We start from the raw sequence: 14,178 nt of genomic DNA, 5'->3' as shown, positions 1-14,178 counted from the left end.
GCCCCGGACGGGAATGTGCGGGCCGTCTTGATCGTTCAAACGGGAAGTCCCACCCCCACAACGTAAGGATCGACCGCTCGTGAGCCAGGTCCCCTCCCTCACCCTCAACAATGGCGTCGAGATGCCGCAGCTCGGTTTCGGAGTCTGGCAGGTGCCGGACGACGAGGCCACGGCGGCGGTCGCCACGGCCATCGAGTCCGGGTACCGGAGCATCGACACCGCCGCGATCTACGGCAACGAGGCGGGCACCGGCAAGGCCATCGCCGCCTCCGGTGTCTCCCGTGACGAGCTCTTCGTGACGACGAAGCTCTGGAATTCCGAGCAGGGGTACGACTCGACGCTCCGCGCCTTCGACGCCTCGCTCGACAAGCTGGGCCTCGACTACGTGGACCTCTACCTCATCCACTGGCCCGTCCCGGCCAAGGACGCCTACGTCGACACGTACCGGGCGTTCGAGAAGATCTACGCCGACGGCCGCGCGAAGGCCATCGGTGTGTCGAACTTCCTCCCCGAGCACCTGGAGCGCCTCCTCGGCGAGACCTCCGTCGTGCCGGTGCTCAACCAGATCGAGCTGCACCCGCAGCTCCAGCAGGCCGAGTCCCGCGCGCTGCACGCCGAGCACGGCATCGCGACCGAGGCCTGGTCGCCGCTGGGTTCCGGCAAGGGCCTCCTGGAGGTCCCGACGGTCGTCGCGGTCGCGCAGAAGCACGGCCGCACCCCGGCCCAGGCGGTGCTGCGCTGGCACCTGCAGACGGGCAACGTGGTGATCCCCAAGTCCGTGACGCCGTCGCGGATCGCGGAGAACATCGATGTGTTCGGCTTCGAGCTGGACGCCGACGACCTGGCCGCGTTCGCGGCGCTCGACGAGGGCAAGCGCCTGGGTGCGCACCCGGGCGAGTTCAACCTCGGCGCCTGAGCCGTGCCGTCGCACCGCTGATCCACCCGTAACCGCCGTCCGGCCCGTGGCCGGGCGGCGGTTCGCCGTACGAAGGGACCGGACATGACCGGGGACACCGCGCCCGTCGTCGGGGCGGGGCCGCACCGGCTGCGCAACGTGGGCAGCGGGCTGGTGCTGGAGGTGCGGGACGCGGCCAAGGGCGGCGGCGCGCCGGTACAGCAGAACGACGCCGACGGCTCGGCGGCCCAGCTCTGGGAGTTCACCCCGGTCCACGAGGGCGCCGCCCTGCACCATGTGGTCAACGTCCACAGCGGCAAGCGGCTGGACGTGCGCGGCGCGTCCACGGAGAACGGCGCCGTGGTCCAGCAGTGGCGGGCGAACAACTTCGGCGCCCAGGAGTGGCTGGTCGAACGCCATCTGGAGGCGCCGGGCACGGTGACGCTGGTCAGCTTCGTCAGCGGACTGGTCCTGGAGGTCGCCGACGGCAGCACGGTGCGGGGTGCGCCCGTGCGGCAGTGGGAGGACACCGACTCCCCCGGCCAGTGGTGGCGGCTGGAGCCGGTGTCCGGCACGTCCTGAGGGACCCGGTGCTCAGGCGCGGCGGCCCAGGTGGACCGTGCGGGCCAGCAGCAGGAAGGTGTCCGGGCGCTGACGCAGCCCGGCCGGGTCCTCCGGGTCGAGCAGCCGGTCCAGGACGGCGTGGTCGTCGGCTTCGAGCCGGTCGGCCAGCCCGTCGCGGCGGCGGGTGAACTCGGCGATGACGTGGTCGCGCGCCACGTCGCCGAGCGGTGCGGGAAGGTCGAGCAGGAAGCTGCGGGTGCCCTGGGGCGTCAGACCGACCGCGGCGAACAGGGCCGCCCAGTCCTCGTTCTCCCGCCGGGCGTCCGGCAGGTCCGCGCGCATCTCCTCGAAGAGCTCGGCCTGCACCGCCTCCATCCTGGCCTCCAGCCCGGGCCGGCCGAAGCCGAGGTCGCGCGGGAGCTGGCGCGGCTGCAGTCCGCCCTCGACGAGGGCGACCGTGCCACCGGGGCGCAGCAGCGCGGCGAACCCGGCCAGCACGGCGCGCTGGTCGCCCATGTGGTGCAGCGCGTTGCCCGCCCAGATCAGGTCCGCCTGCCCCAGCTCCGCGAGCGCGTCCGGGATGTCGGCGTGCAGCGTGGTGACCCGGCCGCCGAGCCCGAGCCGCTCGGCGCGGTCGCGGGTGCGCTCCAGCAGGGCCGGGGTGCTGTCGACGGCGACGACCTCCGCCTCGGGGAACGCCTCGGCGAGCAGGCAGGAGATCACGCCGGGACCGCTGCCGATGTCCAGGACCCTGCGGACCTTCGGCGCATCCGGCAGTCCGGCGATCCAGCGGGCCGCCTCCGTGTACTGCTCGCTGCTGAGTTCGGCGTTCTGCTCCAGCAGCGGAGCCATGACGTCCCAGTCGGGGGCGGCCGGATCGTGGTGGTGCGCGTGCGCGGTGCCGTGGTGGCCGTGCTCGCTGCTCTGGTGGCCGTGGTGGTGACCGTGCCCGGTGTGGTTGCTCATGCCCTCAGGTTCACCACACCTCAGCCAGGGGGCAAACTTTGTTGCCGGTCCGGCAAGCCGACGCCCCTGCGGTACTCCTGCGGGCTGACGCCCCTGACCCGTTTGAAAGCGGTGCTGAAGGCGAACGCCTGGCTGTAGCCGACCTGGTGCGCCACCGCCTCGACCGTCGCGTCCGTCTCCCGGAGCAGGTCCGCCGCGACGGCGAGCCGCCAGCCGGTCAGGTAGGCCATCGGGGGCTCCCCCACCAGCTCGGTGAAGCGGCGCGCGAGCCCGGCCCGGGAGACGCCGGTCCGGCCGGCCAGCGCGGACACCGTCCACGGGTGGGCCGGCTCGTTCTGGAGCAGCCGCAGCGCCTGCCCGACGACGGGATCACCCATGGCCCGGTACCAGGCGGGGGCCTCGGCTCCGGGCCGGGAGAACCATGTGCGCAGGGCGTCGATCAGCAACAGGTCGAGCAGCCGGTCGAGCACCACGCTCTGCCCCGGCTCGTCCCGCGCGATCTCGGCGTCGAGCAGGTGCAGCAGCGGTCCGCTCCGGCCGCTGCCCGCGGGCAGGACGAGCAGCGGCGGCAGGGCGTCGAGGAGCCGTCCGCTGATCTCGCCCTCCATCAGGTAGGTGCCGACGAGCATCACCGCCGAACCGTCCGGGGCGTTGCCCCAGGTGCGTACTCCCAGATCCATGGACTGGGACAGCGGCTCGCCGCGCAGGGTGGTGCAGACACCGCCGGGCCCGATCCGCGCGTGCGGCTCGGTGGCGGGCCGGCCGGCGACGGTGTACGGCTCCGGGCCGCGGGCGACCGCCAGGTCACCGGGCCCCAGCAGCACGGGCTCCGCCCCGCCCCCGGGCACGATCCACGCCTCGCCCGAGGTCACGGACATCAGACAGAGCGGGGCCCGGTCCTCGATCCGTACGGACCAGGGCGGTTCCATCACCATCCGCAACAGGAAGGCGCCCCGGGCCCGCGGCCCGTCCAGCAGTCCGGCGAGTGCGTCCATGCGCAGCAGCCTAAGGGCTGTCCCGCAATTCCTGGCGGGCGCACGACGACAGCTACGGCACCTCGCCGCGTTGTCGAGACGCCCGAATACGTCCAGTATGCGGGCGCCTCTCCGCCTTGCGATGCACCGCATCTGACGCCGCGCGCTGATCCACCAGGAATTGCGGGACAGCCCTTGGACGCGTGCGTAGGGAGCTGAGCGGCTGAGGGATGGAGCGGGCGGTGCGGTCCGGGGACTCTTGGGTCATGACACGGAACACGGAGAACCAGAAGCAGGAAACGTACGGTGCGCGGCCGGTGCTGGTGACGAGCGGAACGGGCAAGACGGGCCGCCGGGTGGTGGAACGGCTGGTGGCACGCGGGGTGCCGGTGCGCTCCGGATCGCGCCGCGGCGATGTGCCCTTCGACTGGGCGGATCCGTCGGGGTGGGAGGCCGCGCTGAGCGGTGCGGAATCGGCGTACGTGGCGTACTACCCCGATCTGGCGGCGCCCGGTGCGCCGGAGGCGATGACGGCCTTCGGGCGGATCGCCGGCCGGTGCGGGGTGCGGCGGCTGGTGCTGCTGTCGGGGCGGGGCGAGCCGCAGGCCGTGATCGCGGAGGAGGCGTTGCGCGCCGCGGCGGCCGAGGCCGAACTCACGGTGGTGCGCTCGGCGTTCTTCGCCCAGAACTTCAGCGAGGGTGCCCTGCTCGACGGTGTGCTCGGTGGTGAGGTGGTGTTCCCGGCGGGCGGGAGCGCCGAGCCGTTCGTGGACGTCGACGACCTGGCCGACGTGGTGGTCGCGGCCCTGTGCGGGGACGCCGGCGCGGGCGCGGTGCACGAGCTGACCGGCCCACGGGCGCTGACCTTCGCCGAGGTGGCCGCCGAGCTCACCGGCGTGACGGGACGACCGGTGCGCTATGCGGCGGTGACGGGACCTCAGTACGCGGACCTGCTGGCGCGGTACGGCGTCCCGGAGGACGAAGCGGGCTTCCTGGCGGCGCTGTTCACGTTCCTGCTGGACGGGCACAACGCGCCGGTGACGGACGGGGTGAAGCGGGTGCTGGGCCGCGACCCGAAGCCGTTCGCCGCCTTCGCCGCCGAGGCCGCGCGGGACGGGGCGTGGAAGGCGTAGGACGCGTGAACGGGGCGTGGGCCGCGGTCAGCTCGCCTTCCTGGCGAGGTCGGCGAGGAACTGCGGCACCCGGCCGGTACCGAAGTCGTAGAACCGTGCCCACGTCGGCTCGACCGCGATACGCGCCATCCGGTCGTACATGGCCCGGCAGTTCCGCTCGAACTCGGCCGCGTACTCGGCGTCGAAGTTCTTGCGCGCGGCCGCGAGGTACTCCGGAACCACCCCGTCCACGAGGGTGAGGTGGACGAGGCCACGCACCGACAGGGTCCTGGCCGAGCCGGGGCTGTCGCCGGCGTCGATGGTCAGGGCGACCTCGGGCCGGGCGGACAGCGCCGCCACCTTGGGCGCCGTGGCCGCGGTGGACATGACGATCTCGTCGCCGGTCCAGAAGATCCCGATCGGGACGACGCGCGGCAGCCCGTCGGGTCCGTTGTACGCCAGCCGCGCCATTGACGCCTGGCTCAGCAGTTCGTGGGCGTCGGCCATCTCCTGCGCGATCTGTTCGGGGTTCATGACGTGTCGTCCTCCGCTGTCGGGCGGCCGCTCGTGGCCGCTGTGTCCCTGGGACGGAGCAGCCGCCACGTTCTCGACATCCGCGGCCGGGCCGCCGCCCAGTCACTCACGGTAGCCGGACCGGCGCTTTCGGCTCGGCAGCCCCTCGCGCGTCGCCGTCGACCGGTCGCCGCACCGGGCATCTCGCATCCGCCGCCTCAGTCGCCGAGGATGCGCTCCCACAGCAGCCCGTCCCGCCAGCTCCCGTCGAGGAGGATCGAGGAGTGCGAGACGCCGTACGGGCTGAACCCGTTGCGGCGCAGCACCCGCTGCGACGGCAGGTTCTCCAGGTTGGTGGACGCCTCGGCGCGGTGCAGGCCGAGTTCGTCGGTCATGACCCGGAGCACGAGCTCGACGGCACGACCGGCGTGCCCCTGGTTCTGAGCCACGCTCGCCGTCCAGTATCCGACGGAGCCGCGGCGCAGGTGCGGCTGGGGCAGGATGGTCCCGACGGTGACCTGCCCGATCACCTGGTCGTCGCAGAGCACCACACCGGGCCAGACCGTTCCGGCGCGGTATCCGGCCAGCAGGCCCTCGATCCGCTCCGCCTGGCCCTCCGGCGTGAAGAAGCCGGCCGGCTGGGCCGGCTCCCACCGCCGGAACGCCTCGGCGTCCCGCGTCCGGTGGGCGGCGATCGGAGCGGCGTCGGCGGGCTCGATCAGGCGGATCCGGGTGCTGCTGCTCATGGGTCGGTCCTCGTCATGATGCGTCGAACGAAACGGCCGGGTCAGGGCCTGCCCTGCGGGCCGGCGCAGCGCCCCCGGCCATGATCGGCCAGGGCCTGGGCGAGCCCTCGCTGGCGCCCCTCGCCTCACCCGCCCGTCCGCCGCCGGAACGCCAGCAGCCGGTAGTCCGGTTCGGCTCGCCGCCGGTCGGGTTCCGGAAGCGCGGCCAGGACCCGCGCGAGCCGTTCGGCCTCCGTACCGGGCAGCACCAGGCGCGAGACGTAGTAACCGCGCCGCACACCGCGGGCGGCGCTCAGCGGGGTGCGGCCCTGTCCGTGCCCGACGAAACGAGCGCTTCCCACGACGTCGAGGCCGACGGCCGCGGCGTACTCGACGATCCGCTCGGTCCCGTCGGACGGAGTCGGCACCAGGTACGGGGCGAACGCCTCGTCGATGTCGCTGCCGACGTCGTGCGACGCGTCCTTGTCGACGGTGGTGACGAACACGCCGCCGGGCCGCAGCACCCGAGCCGCCTGGGCCACCACGGCCCGGACATCGCCCTCCCCGCGCAGCAGGTGCAGCAGCCAGACCGCCGTCACCGCGTCGACCGCCCCTTCGCGCAGGGGCAGTCGGCGTGCGTCGGCGAGGACCACGTCGCCGACGCGCTGCCGGGCGACCAGGGCCATCCCGAGCGCGGCGTCGGAGCCGGTGACCCGAAGTCCGGGGCGGCCGGCGGCGATCCGCTCGGTGACCAGGCCGGTCCCGCAGCCGATGTCCAGCAGGGAGCGGGTGCTCGCCGGGATCAGGCCGAGCAGCGCGGCCGCGGCCGCCTCGGCCCGCGGCACGCCGCCGCGGCTGGCGTCGTAGGTGGCCGCCTCGTCGTTGTAGTCGAGCATGCTCATGACCTTAGAACACCGATCGTTCACGACGTGCGGCAGCGACGACGGCGACACCCGGACACCTGGTGCGCGTCATGTCTCACAGTCTTGTGCGCGTCACGCCTGATACCTATGATCCTGAACATGTTCACTGAACCTGTTCAGTCAAGGGTGACGCAACGGGAGGCGACACGGCGCAAGGTGCTGGCATCGGCCGAACGCCTCTTCCGTGAGCAGGGGTTCGGTGCCAGCACGATCCGGCAGATCGCCACTGACGCCGAGGTGAGCACGGGCACCGTCATGTCGGTCGGCGACAAGGACGCACTGCTCGTCGCCATCTTCGACACCTGGATCGCCGCCGTGCACCACGGCCGCGAGGACGCGGCCGGGCCCGGCGACGTGACACCGCTGTCCCCGGCCGCGGCGGCCCAGGCGGTGCTGGATCTCGTCGAACCCTTCCTCACCTACTTCGCCCTCGACCTCGACCTGTCCCGTGAGTACGCCGCCGTCATCGTCCGCGGCAGCCACGACTCCGAGGTCTTCCGGGCTCTCGCCCTGGCCCTGCTCACCGAACTGGAGACCCTGCTGGCCCGCACTCCGCTCTCCGCCACCGAGGCGGGGGCCGGCGCGCGCACCATCTACTTCAGCTACCTGGGCATCCTCATGACCATCGGCAACGGGGCCCTCGACCGGCAGACCGCGCTCGCAGGGTTCCGGGAAGTCATCCATTTCGTCGTCCGCCCCACAGGCGTCAACCACCAAGGAGTTCAACCATGATCAGCACTCCCGACCCGTGGTGGCCCACCGCACTGCTCGCCGTCGCGCTCTTCTCCGACGCGCTCATGTCGGTGCGTCCCCCGGTGTTCATCCAGAAGTGCCTGGACGGGGTGAACTTCCCCCGCGACTGGTGGTGGACGCTCGTCGTCATCAAGTTCCTGGCGGCAGCCGGACTCGTCGCCGGACTCCGCTACGACGGAGTCGCCATGACGACCAACCTCGCGGTGATCGCCTACTTCCTGTGCGCCGCCTACGCCCACTACCGGGCGCGGTTCCTCAAGCAGGAGTTCTGGCTGAACTGCCTCGGCATGCTCGTCCTGTCGACGGCCGTCCTGTTCCTGTCCCACACCTCGGCGCTCTGACGGGAAGCGAAACACCCGGTCACGATTGCCAGCGGGCCAACGGGGCCATAACTTGCGGTTATGGAGCTGGAGTTGCGCCATCTGCGAACCGTACGTGCCATCGCCGACACCGGGAGCCTCACCAAGGCGGCCGCCGCTCTCGGGCTCGCCCAGCCCGCCCTGAGCGCACAACTGCGCCGGATCGAGAAGGCGTTGGGCGGCCCGCTGTTCGACCGGGACCACACGGGCGCCCGGCCCACGCTCCTGGGCGAGCTGGTGCTGGAGCGGGCGCGGGTGGTGCTGCCCGCCGTCAGCGAACTGCAGCAGGAGGCGGTGCGGTTCGCCAACGCGTTCGGGACGATGGAGCGGTTCCGGCTGGGAGGTACGCACGGACCGCTGCTCGGAGGGCTCGTCGACCGGCTGGCCGCTGCGCACCCGGCCGCACCCGTTTCCACGTACACCTCCTGGTCGGTGGCCGAGCTGGCGTCCCAACTCGTCGACGGACGACTCGACTTCGCCCTGATCGGTGCGTGCGGCGAGAGTCCGCCGCCGGTGGCCGACCGGCTGGAATGGCAGGTCATCGGGATCGATCCGGTGTTCGTGATGCTGCCGGAGACCCATCCGCTGGCCGGGGAGGACGAACTGGAGCTCTCCGCGCTGGCGGACGAGTGCTGGGCGGACGTGCCCGGCGACGGCTGCTTCGCGGACTGCTTCGTGGCCGCCTGTGCGCGGGCCGGGTTCAGCCCGGTGTCGGTGTACGAGACGGACACGGTGTCCGTCGTCCATCTGGTACAGGTGGGGCGCGCGGTCGGCCTGTGCCGGGCGACGTTCCCGCCGACGCCGGGCGTGGTGACGCGGCCGGTCACCGGTTCGCCGCTCAGCTGGCGCCATCTGCTGGGCTGGCACCCTCGTTCGGTGGCCGCCTCGGCGGCGGCCGGAGCGGTGAGCGGACACACCCGGGCGGCGTACGCCCAGGCGGTGGCGCGCAGCGACAGCTACACGCGCTGGCTCGCCGCGCACCCCCGGTTCGGCGCCGCACCCTGAAGTGAGAGACCGTCATGAGCCGTGCCCCGAAGGTGGGATCCGGGCTACTCGGCCCCGTGGCCCGGTGCGACGGCCGCGATCCTGGCGGCCAGGGCCAGGTCCTTCGCGGTGACCTTCCCGCCCGCGTCGTGGGAGTTCACGGACAGCGCGACGGTGTTGTAGCCGAGCGTCAGATCGGAGTGGTGGTCGAGCTCGTCCTGGATCCGGGCGACGTGCACGGTGAGGCCGGCGGCGGCGAAGTGCGACGGGAGCCGGTAGGTGCAGGTGATCCGGTCCCCCTCCAGGGTCCAGCCGGGCAGCTCGCGCAGCCCGTCCTCGATCTCGTTCTGCGACAGCGGTGCGGCGGGCATACGACGGCTCCTTCGGTAGGTCCTCGCTGGTCGACGATGCCGGTGACGTTACGGTCTCCGTATGACAACTGTCGCGCTTGACACGGGGGTAGGGCCGCTGCTGCGCAGCTGGCGGGAGCGTCGCCGGATCAGTCAGCTGGAGCTGGCGCTGCGGGCCGACTCCTCGGCCCGGCACGTCTCGTTCATCGAGACGGGCCGCTCCCGTCCCAGCGAGGAGATGGTCCTGCGGCTGGCCGAGCACCTGGATGTGCCCGTACGGGAGCGCAACGCCCTGCTGGTCGTCGCCGGGTACGCCCCGCGCTACACGGAGACCTCACTCGACGACCCGGCGATGGGGGCGCTGCGCGAGGGCCTGGACCGGCTGCTCCAGGGGTACGACCCGTACCCGGCGTTCGTCGTCGACGGCCTCTACACCGTGGTGGCGGCCAATCGGGGGATGACCCGGATGCTGGACGGGGTGGCGGACCATCTGCTGACGCCGCCGCTGAACGCCATGCGGCTCACCCTGCACCCGGAGGGGCTCGCGCCGCGGATCCGCAATCTGCGGGAGTGGCGGGCCGATCTGCTGGCCCAGATGGAGCGTCAGATCGCGCTGGTCCGTTCGGCGGAGCTGCGTGAGCTGTACGAGGAGGTGGCGGGCTATCCGGTGGCGGCGGAGCCGGGCGATGACGGGGCCTGGGCCGCGCCCTCGTCCTCCGTACCGTTCGCACTGCCCCTGGTGATCGAGCACGGCGGGGAGGTGCTCTCCTTCGTCGCGTCCATCGCGACGTTCAACACCCCGATGGACGTGACGGTGGCGGAGCTGGCGATCGAGACACTGCTGCCGGCCGACGCGCCCACTGCCGCGTATCTGCGGTCGCTCGCTTCCTGACGACAGGCCGCGTCGCGCGCGCCGCCCGCCCGCCCGCATGAGGGGACGGGCGGCCCGCGCGACGCCCCCACACCACCCTCGTACGGCGTGGGGGCGACGGCTGCGCGGCTACACGCGCGCCCCGTTGTCGTGCGGGTCGCGGCGCCCGGCCCCGGACCTGCCGCGCGGGGCCCTGATCCGGGCGGGCGGCGGGGCCTTGCTGCCGCGCTCCAGCACGAGCGCGGCCGGGACGGCGGTCATGACGGAGGAGTACGTCCCGACGACGATGCCGATCAGCAGGGCGAGGGCGAAGTCCGCGAGGGAGTCGCCGCCCAGCACCGCCAGCGCGGTGAGGATGAACAGGGCCCCCATTCCGGTGTTGACGGTTCGGGGCACGGTCTGGAGTACGGCCCGGTTCGCCACATCGGCGAGTGGTTCGCTGCGGGCCCTGGCCCACAGCTCCCTGACGCGGTCGAAGACGACGACCGAGTCGTTGACGGAGTACCCGATCACGGTGAGGAGCGCGGCCAGGAAGATGCCGTCGACGGTGCGTCCCAGCCAGGCGAAGGCGCCGACCAGGATGATCACGTCGTGGACGAGCGCCCCGACCGAGGCCACGGCGAACGTCCAACGGAACCGGATCGCCAGATAGCCCAGCTGGACGAGTACGGCGATGGCCAGGGCGATCAGGGCGTTGCGCCGCAACTCGTCGCCGAGGCTGGGGCCGATGAGTTCGTCCCGGACCTTGCTGGTCTCGCCGCCCACCTCGGCGAGGGCTGCGCGCAGCGTGTGTTCGCCGTCGTTGTCGAGGTCCCCGGTCCGGACCGAGATGTCACCGGCGCCCGCCGTGGTGACCTCGGCGTCGGCGAAGCCCGCACCGGCCAGCGCGGTGCGCGCGGTCTCCACGTCGACGGGGCGGCTGGTCGCGTACTCGACGAGCCGGCCGCCGGTGAACTCGACGCCCGGGCTGACGCCCCGCACCACGATGCCCGCGACCGCCACCGCAATGAGGGCCGCGGAGATCAGCAGCCAGCGGCGGGGCGAGCGCATCAACCGGGGATCGCGGCGGGCGATCCAGGTCCGCACCCGGCCGGGGCTCGCGATGCCGTTGACCCCCCGGTAGTCGCTGACGAACCGGGAACGGGCGGCCGTCTCGGTGAGCGCGCGGGCGATGACGAGTGCGGAGAACATCGACGCGAGTACGCCGATGCCGAGCGTCACACCGAAGCCCTTGACGGGTCCCGAGCCGAGGAAGAAGAGCAGTCCGGCCGCGATGAGCGTCGTCACGTTGGAGTCCGCGACGGCGCTCCAGGCGTGCCGGAACCCGGCGGTGAGCGAGGTGCGCAGGGACCGGCCCGGACGCAGCGCGTACTCCTCCCGGGCCCGTTCGAAGACGAGTACGTTCGCGTCGACCGCCATCCCGATGGCGAGGACGAACCCGGCGAGTCCCGGCAGGGTGAGGGTGACGCCGAGGGCGACGAGTGCCGCGTACGAGATGACTCCGTAGGCGGCGAGGGCCACCGCGGCGAGGGCACCGAAGAGCCGGTAGACGACGGTGATGAACAGGGCCGTGGCCGCGGCGCCGATGAGGGCGGCCCGGGCGCTGGCGTCGATGGCCGCGGCCCCGAGCGTCGGTCCGACCGTCCGCTGCTCGACGATCTCGACGGGCACGGGCAGCGCACCGCCCTGGATCAGCAGGGCGAGTTCGCGGGCCTCGTCCGCGGCGAAGGAGCCGGTGATCTGCGTGGAACCGGAGGGCAGGCCGGTGCCGCAGGCGACGGTCGGGGAGACCTGTGGCGAGGAGATCACCTGCTGGTCGAGGACGATGGCGACCCGGCGCCGCTCGTCCTGGACGGGATGGCAGGCCGCCTCCCCGGTCAGCCGGGTCCAGTCCCGTCCGGCGTCCTTGTGGAAGTCGAGGGAGACGGTCCAGCCGGCGCCCTGCTGGGCGTCGAACGCGGCGGTCGCCTCCTTGACGCCCGCGCCGGAGAGGGCGGCGGGGCCGAGGGCGAGGGCGCGGCCCTGCTCGTCGGGGAGCGTCGGCCCGCCGCCGCTCGTGCCGGGTGCCCGGACCGCGTGGAAGGTGAGCTGGGCGGTGCGGCCGATGACCTCGGCGGCCTCGCGAGGGTCCTGGACGTCCGGGAGTTCGACGATGATCCGGTCCTCGCCCGACCGGGTCAGGGTCGGCTCCGTGACCCCGAGCGAGTCGATGCGCTTGCGCAGCACCTCCAGGGTGCGGTCGGTGCTCTCCCGGTCCGCCTTCGCGGTGCCGGAGTCCTCGGCCTGCAGCACCATGCGGGTGCCGCCCTGGAGATCGAGGCCGAGTCTGGGGGACATGGTCAGCGTGATGAGCACGGAGACGAGCAGTACGGCCGCGGCCAGAACCGCCCGCACCGTGGTGGCGCGGGTCATGCGTGTTTCCTCCGAGGGGTGCCGGGCGGCCGCCGCCCCGGACGGCCCGACGGGCTCTAGGGAGGCGGGACCGGCCCGGCGGGATTGAGGGGCGGGACCTGTTGTGGCAGGTCCCCCGGCCGGTGGACGGCCGCCCTCGGAGGCCCTCGCACCCCGGGGAGCGCGGCACGGAAGCGGTCGGCGGCCGCGACGGGTGCGGCGACGGCGGGCCCGGGGACGGGAGGCGGAAGCGGGATGCCGGGCGGGGAGGGCGGCAGGGTGCCGGTGCCCGGCGGCGGAAGGTGCTGCGGGGGACGGGGGTGTTCCGGCGCGGCCCACGGCTGGGGCGCCGCCGCCGGTCCGGCGCGGTGGACTCCGGCGGCGGTGGCCGCACCGGTGCGGCGGACGGTCCGGCTGTCACGGTCGCTCCGCGAGCGGCCGGCGGAGGGACGCACGGACCGGTCGGCGTGCTGGGCGGTCGCCGGGGTGCCGGTCCGGTCGCCGGCGAGGTGCGCGGGGCCGGCCGGTGAACGGGCGGGGATTCCGGCTCCCGCGGCGGCGGGTGCGCCGCCCGCGACGGTGAGGACGGCGAGGAGCAGGGCGGCGAGGAACTGCCGTGCGGCCGCCACGCGTCCGCGGTGTGCCGGGGTGTCCGGCAGGCCCCGGGGAGACGCGTTCCCCCGGGGCGGCCCCGGGAGGGGGGTCACGCGGATCGGCCGGGCGGGAACGGTGCGACCGTGGCGTGGCGGAGCACGGAGCCGAGGATCAGCCCGGCACCGCGCACCACCGTGGTCGCGGGGTCGTCCGTGAGCCGGACCGGCACGCCGAGGCGGACCGCGATCCGGTTGGTGACGTCCGGGCGCAGCGCACCGCCTCCGGCGAGCAACGGGCCTCTGCGCAGGGCTCCGAGGAGTGCGCCGTGCCGGTCCTGGTGCCACATGCCCATGACCATGTCCAGGACGGTCCGGACGACGGCGGTGGGGGCCTCGCCGGGTTCCAGGTCGCTGATCCCGGTCTCGGCCAGGCGGGCGTCCCGGACCATGCCGTCGACGAGGAGGGTGGCCTCGGTCAGCTCGGCCCCGATGTCGACGACGAGGAGCGGGCCGCCGTCCTGCGGTCCGCCACAGGCGGCGGCCGCCCTGGCGCTGTCCAGGACGATGACGCTCGACGGACCGAGCGCGCGGATCATGTCCCGTGCGGCGGTGCGGTGTTCGGACCCGGCGAGGACCGGGTGGCTGAGGACGATGACCGTGTCGCCGCGGTCGGCGCCGAGGGCCGTGTCGGCGATCCTGCCGAGCATCCGGCCGCAGGACTCCGCGTCGACGATGCGTCCGCGCCGGACCGGGCGGGTCGCGTGCCCGTCCGCACCGGCCGGACCGGCTCCGGTGTCGGCGACGAGACCCTGTCCGGGGACCCAGGCGCGGGTGCGTGAGCTGCCGAGGTCGAGGGCGAGCCCGCGGGTGACACCCTCGTGCCGCGCGTGCTGCCGGTGACCGGAGCGAACGTGCCGCTGTCCGTCGCGCAAAGAACGCATCGCCCCTCACCCCCGGCCCGCTGACGCGGCCGTTCACACACCCAGTGACCCGCTGATAGCGAGGCCTGGCCGAACCCTCACTATGCAATAGGGAGGCAAAGAAAGCCACTCCCAGGCAAAATCGAAGGGAGCGGATACCTCCACGAGGAACCGGCCGCTCACCGACGGCCCGCGCTCGCGCGAAGAACCGCGAACGGCACCCCGCGTTGGGGGCTTCCGGCGCCGGGAGAACTCACGCCGGACGGACGCCGTGCCGTGCGCGCC

General features: G+C 73.3%; 16 protein-coding genes. 7 read left to right on the top strand and 9 right to left on the bottom strand.

The window, feature by feature from the left end; translation table 11 throughout:
* Positions 1-79: 79 nt before the first annotated feature.
* Positions 80-916 (top strand): aldo/keto reductase, encoded by an 837-nt coding sequence (locus tag OG408_RS33890; protein WP_266785186.1) that lies wholly within the window; start codon positions 80-82, stop codon positions 914-916.
* An 84-nt stretch (positions 917-1,000) separates the two neighbouring features.
* A complete protein-coding gene (locus OG408_RS33885) occupies positions 1,001-1,477 on the top strand; it encodes an RICIN domain-containing protein (RefSeq protein ID WP_266785184.1) in 477 nt (158 codons plus the stop codon).
* Positions 1,478-1,489: 12 nt separating this feature from the next.
* Here OG408_RS33885 and OG408_RS33880 read toward each other — a convergent pair whose 3' ends face one another.
* Complete coding sequence (locus OG408_RS33880; RefSeq protein ID WP_266785182.1) at positions 1,490-2,425, bottom strand: class I SAM-dependent methyltransferase; 936 nt, start codon at positions 2,423-2,425, stop codon at positions 1,490-1,492.
* Between the two features lie 20 nt (positions 2,426-2,445).
* On the bottom strand, positions 2,446-3,420 hold the full coding sequence (locus OG408_RS33875; RefSeq protein ID WP_285565045.1) for an AraC family transcriptional regulator: 975 nt from the start codon (positions 3,418-3,420) through the stop codon (positions 2,446-2,448).
* Between the two features lie 245 nt (positions 3,421-3,665).
* On the opposite strand from OG408_RS33875, the gene OG408_RS33870 reads away from it, so the two are divergent.
* Entirely contained in the window at positions 3,666-4,532 is an 867-nt protein-coding gene (locus OG408_RS33870) for an NmrA family transcriptional regulator (protein WP_285565046.1), read from the top strand.
* Positions 4,533-4,559: 27 nt separating this feature from the next.
* On the opposite strand, the gene OG408_RS33865 is transcribed toward OG408_RS33870, so the two are convergent.
* The 3 genes from OG408_RS33865 to OG408_RS33855 form a co-directional block, all read right to left on the bottom strand.
* The gene (locus OG408_RS33865; RefSeq protein WP_266785176.1) at positions 4,560-5,045 is read right to left on the bottom strand and encodes a pyridoxamine 5'-phosphate oxidase family protein; all 486 of its coding nucleotides are present in this window, start codon (positions 5,043-5,045) and stop codon (positions 4,560-4,562) included.
* Positions 5,046-5,242: 197 nt separating this feature from the next.
* Positions 5,243-5,770, bottom strand: coding sequence for a GNAT family N-acetyltransferase (locus OG408_RS33860; RefSeq protein WP_266785174.1), 528 nt, complete (start codon positions 5,768-5,770; stop codon positions 5,243-5,245).
* A 125-nt stretch (positions 5,771-5,895) separates the two neighbouring features.
* Positions 5,896-6,645 (bottom strand): class I SAM-dependent methyltransferase, encoded by a 750-nt coding sequence (locus tag OG408_RS33855; protein WP_266786585.1) that lies wholly within the window; start codon positions 6,643-6,645, stop codon positions 5,896-5,898.
* Positions 6,646-6,771: 126 nt separating this feature from the next.
* Between OG408_RS33855 and OG408_RS33850 the strand changes: the two genes are divergently transcribed.
* Genes OG408_RS33850 through OG408_RS33840 form a run of 3 tightly spaced genes read left to right on the top strand, consistent with a single transcriptional unit; the run spans position 6,772 to position 8,789 of the window.
* Positions 6,772-7,404 carry a TetR/AcrR family transcriptional regulator gene (locus OG408_RS33850; RefSeq protein WP_266785172.1) on the top strand — a complete coding sequence of 211 codons (633 nt, stop codon included), beginning with the start codon at positions 6,772-6,774 and terminating at the stop codon, positions 7,402-7,404.
* Positions 7,401-7,766 carry a DoxX family protein gene (locus OG408_RS33845; protein ID WP_266785170.1) on the top strand — a complete coding sequence of 122 codons (366 nt, stop codon included), beginning with the start codon at positions 7,401-7,403 and terminating at the stop codon, positions 7,764-7,766. Before OG408_RS33850 ends, OG408_RS33845 begins: the two co-directional genes overlap by 4 nt.
* A gap of 60 nt (positions 7,767-7,826) precedes the next feature.
* Positions 7,827-8,789 (top strand): LysR family transcriptional regulator, encoded by a 963-nt coding sequence (locus tag OG408_RS33840; RefSeq protein WP_285565048.1) that lies wholly within the window; start codon positions 7,827-7,829, stop codon positions 8,787-8,789.
* A gap of 44 nt (positions 8,790-8,833) precedes the next feature.
* Here OG408_RS33840 and OG408_RS33835 read toward each other — a convergent pair whose 3' ends face one another.
* Positions 8,834-9,139 (bottom strand): 4a-hydroxytetrahydrobiopterin dehydratase, encoded by a 306-nt coding sequence (locus OG408_RS33835; RefSeq protein WP_266785166.1) that lies wholly within the window; start codon positions 9,137-9,139, stop codon positions 8,834-8,836.
* A gap of 61 nt (positions 9,140-9,200) precedes the next feature.
* Between OG408_RS33835 and OG408_RS33830 the strand changes: the two genes are divergently transcribed.
* The gene (locus OG408_RS33830; RefSeq protein ID WP_285565049.1) at positions 9,201-10,010 is read left to right on the top strand and encodes a helix-turn-helix domain-containing protein; all 810 of its coding nucleotides are present in this window, start codon (positions 9,201-9,203) and stop codon (positions 10,008-10,010) included.
* A gap of 108 nt (positions 10,011-10,118) precedes the next feature.
* Here the strand turns inward: OG408_RS33830 and secD are convergent, their stop codons facing one another.
* From secD to OG408_RS33815, 3 genes are all read right to left on the bottom strand, one after another.
* The gene (gene secD / locus OG408_RS33825) at positions 10,119-12,401 is read right to left on the bottom strand and encodes a protein translocase subunit SecD (RefSeq protein ID WP_285565050.1); all 2,283 of its coding nucleotides are present in this window, start codon (positions 12,399-12,401) and stop codon (positions 10,119-10,121) included.
* Between the two features lie 56 nt (positions 12,402-12,457).
* Positions 12,458-13,009 (bottom strand): hypothetical protein, encoded by a 552-nt coding sequence (locus tag OG408_RS33820; protein ID WP_326673570.1) that lies wholly within the window; start codon positions 13,007-13,009, stop codon positions 12,458-12,460.
* A 74-nt stretch (positions 13,010-13,083) separates the two neighbouring features.
* On the bottom strand, positions 13,084-13,905 hold the full coding sequence (locus tag OG408_RS33815; RefSeq protein WP_442806153.1) for a rod shape-determining protein: 822 nt from the start codon (positions 13,903-13,905) through the stop codon (positions 13,084-13,086).
* Positions 13,906-14,178 lie beyond the last annotated feature (273 nt).

It is taken from the genome of Streptomyces sp. NBC_01257 (assembly GCF_035917255.1).
GTDB lineage: Bacteria > Actinomycetota > Actinomycetes > Streptomycetales > Streptomycetaceae > Streptomyces.
The sequence above is the reverse complement of the archived record's forward strand: the minus strand, read 5'-3'. Positions and strand labels throughout refer to the sequence as shown.

Excerpts from the sequence above, each read along its gene's own strand:
- OG408_RS33835 (WP_266785166.1), bottom strand. The coding sequence starts at position 9,139 with ATGCCCGCCGCACCGCTGTCGCAGAACGAGATCGAGGACGGGCTGCGC.
- OG408_RS33845 (WP_266785170.1), top strand. The coding sequence starts at position 7,401 with ATGATCAGCACTCCCGACCCGTGGTGGCCCACCGCACTGCTCGCCGTC.
- OG408_RS33850 (WP_266785172.1), top strand. The coding sequence starts at position 6,772 with ATGTTCACTGAACCTGTTCAGTCAAGGGTGACGCAACGGGAGGCGACA.
- secD (WP_285565050.1), bottom strand. The coding sequence starts at position 12,401 with ATGACCCGCGCCACCACGGTGCGGGCGGTTCTGGCCGCGGCCGTACTG.
- OG408_RS33855 (WP_266786585.1), bottom strand. The coding sequence starts at position 6,645 with ATGCTCGACTACAACGACGAGGCGGCCACCTACGACGCCAGCCGCGGC.
- OG408_RS33870 (WP_285565046.1), top strand. The coding sequence starts at position 3,666 with ATGACACGGAACACGGAGAACCAGAAGCAGGAAACGTACGGTGCGCGG.
- OG408_RS33830 (WP_285565049.1), top strand. The coding sequence starts at position 9,201 with ATGACAACTGTCGCGCTTGACACGGGGGTAGGGCCGCTGCTGCGCAGC.
- OG408_RS33875 (WP_285565045.1), bottom strand. The coding sequence starts at position 3,420 with ATGGACGCACTCGCCGGACTGCTGGACGGGCCGCGGGCCCGGGGCGCC.
- OG408_RS33840 (WP_285565048.1), top strand. The coding sequence starts at position 7,827 with ATGGAGCTGGAGTTGCGCCATCTGCGAACCGTACGTGCCATCGCCGAC.
- OG408_RS33885 (WP_266785184.1), top strand. The coding sequence starts at position 1,001 with ATGACCGGGGACACCGCGCCCGTCGTCGGGGCGGGGCCGCACCGGCTG.
- OG408_RS33860 (WP_266785174.1), bottom strand. The coding sequence starts at position 5,770 with ATGAGCAGCAGCACCCGGATCCGCCTGATCGAGCCCGCCGACGCCGCT.
- OG408_RS33865 (WP_266785176.1), bottom strand. The coding sequence starts at position 5,045 with ATGAACCCCGAACAGATCGCGCAGGAGATGGCCGACGCCCACGAACTG.
- OG408_RS33880 (WP_266785182.1), bottom strand. The coding sequence starts at position 2,425 with ATGAGCAACCACACCGGGCACGGTCACCACCACGGCCACCAGAGCAGC.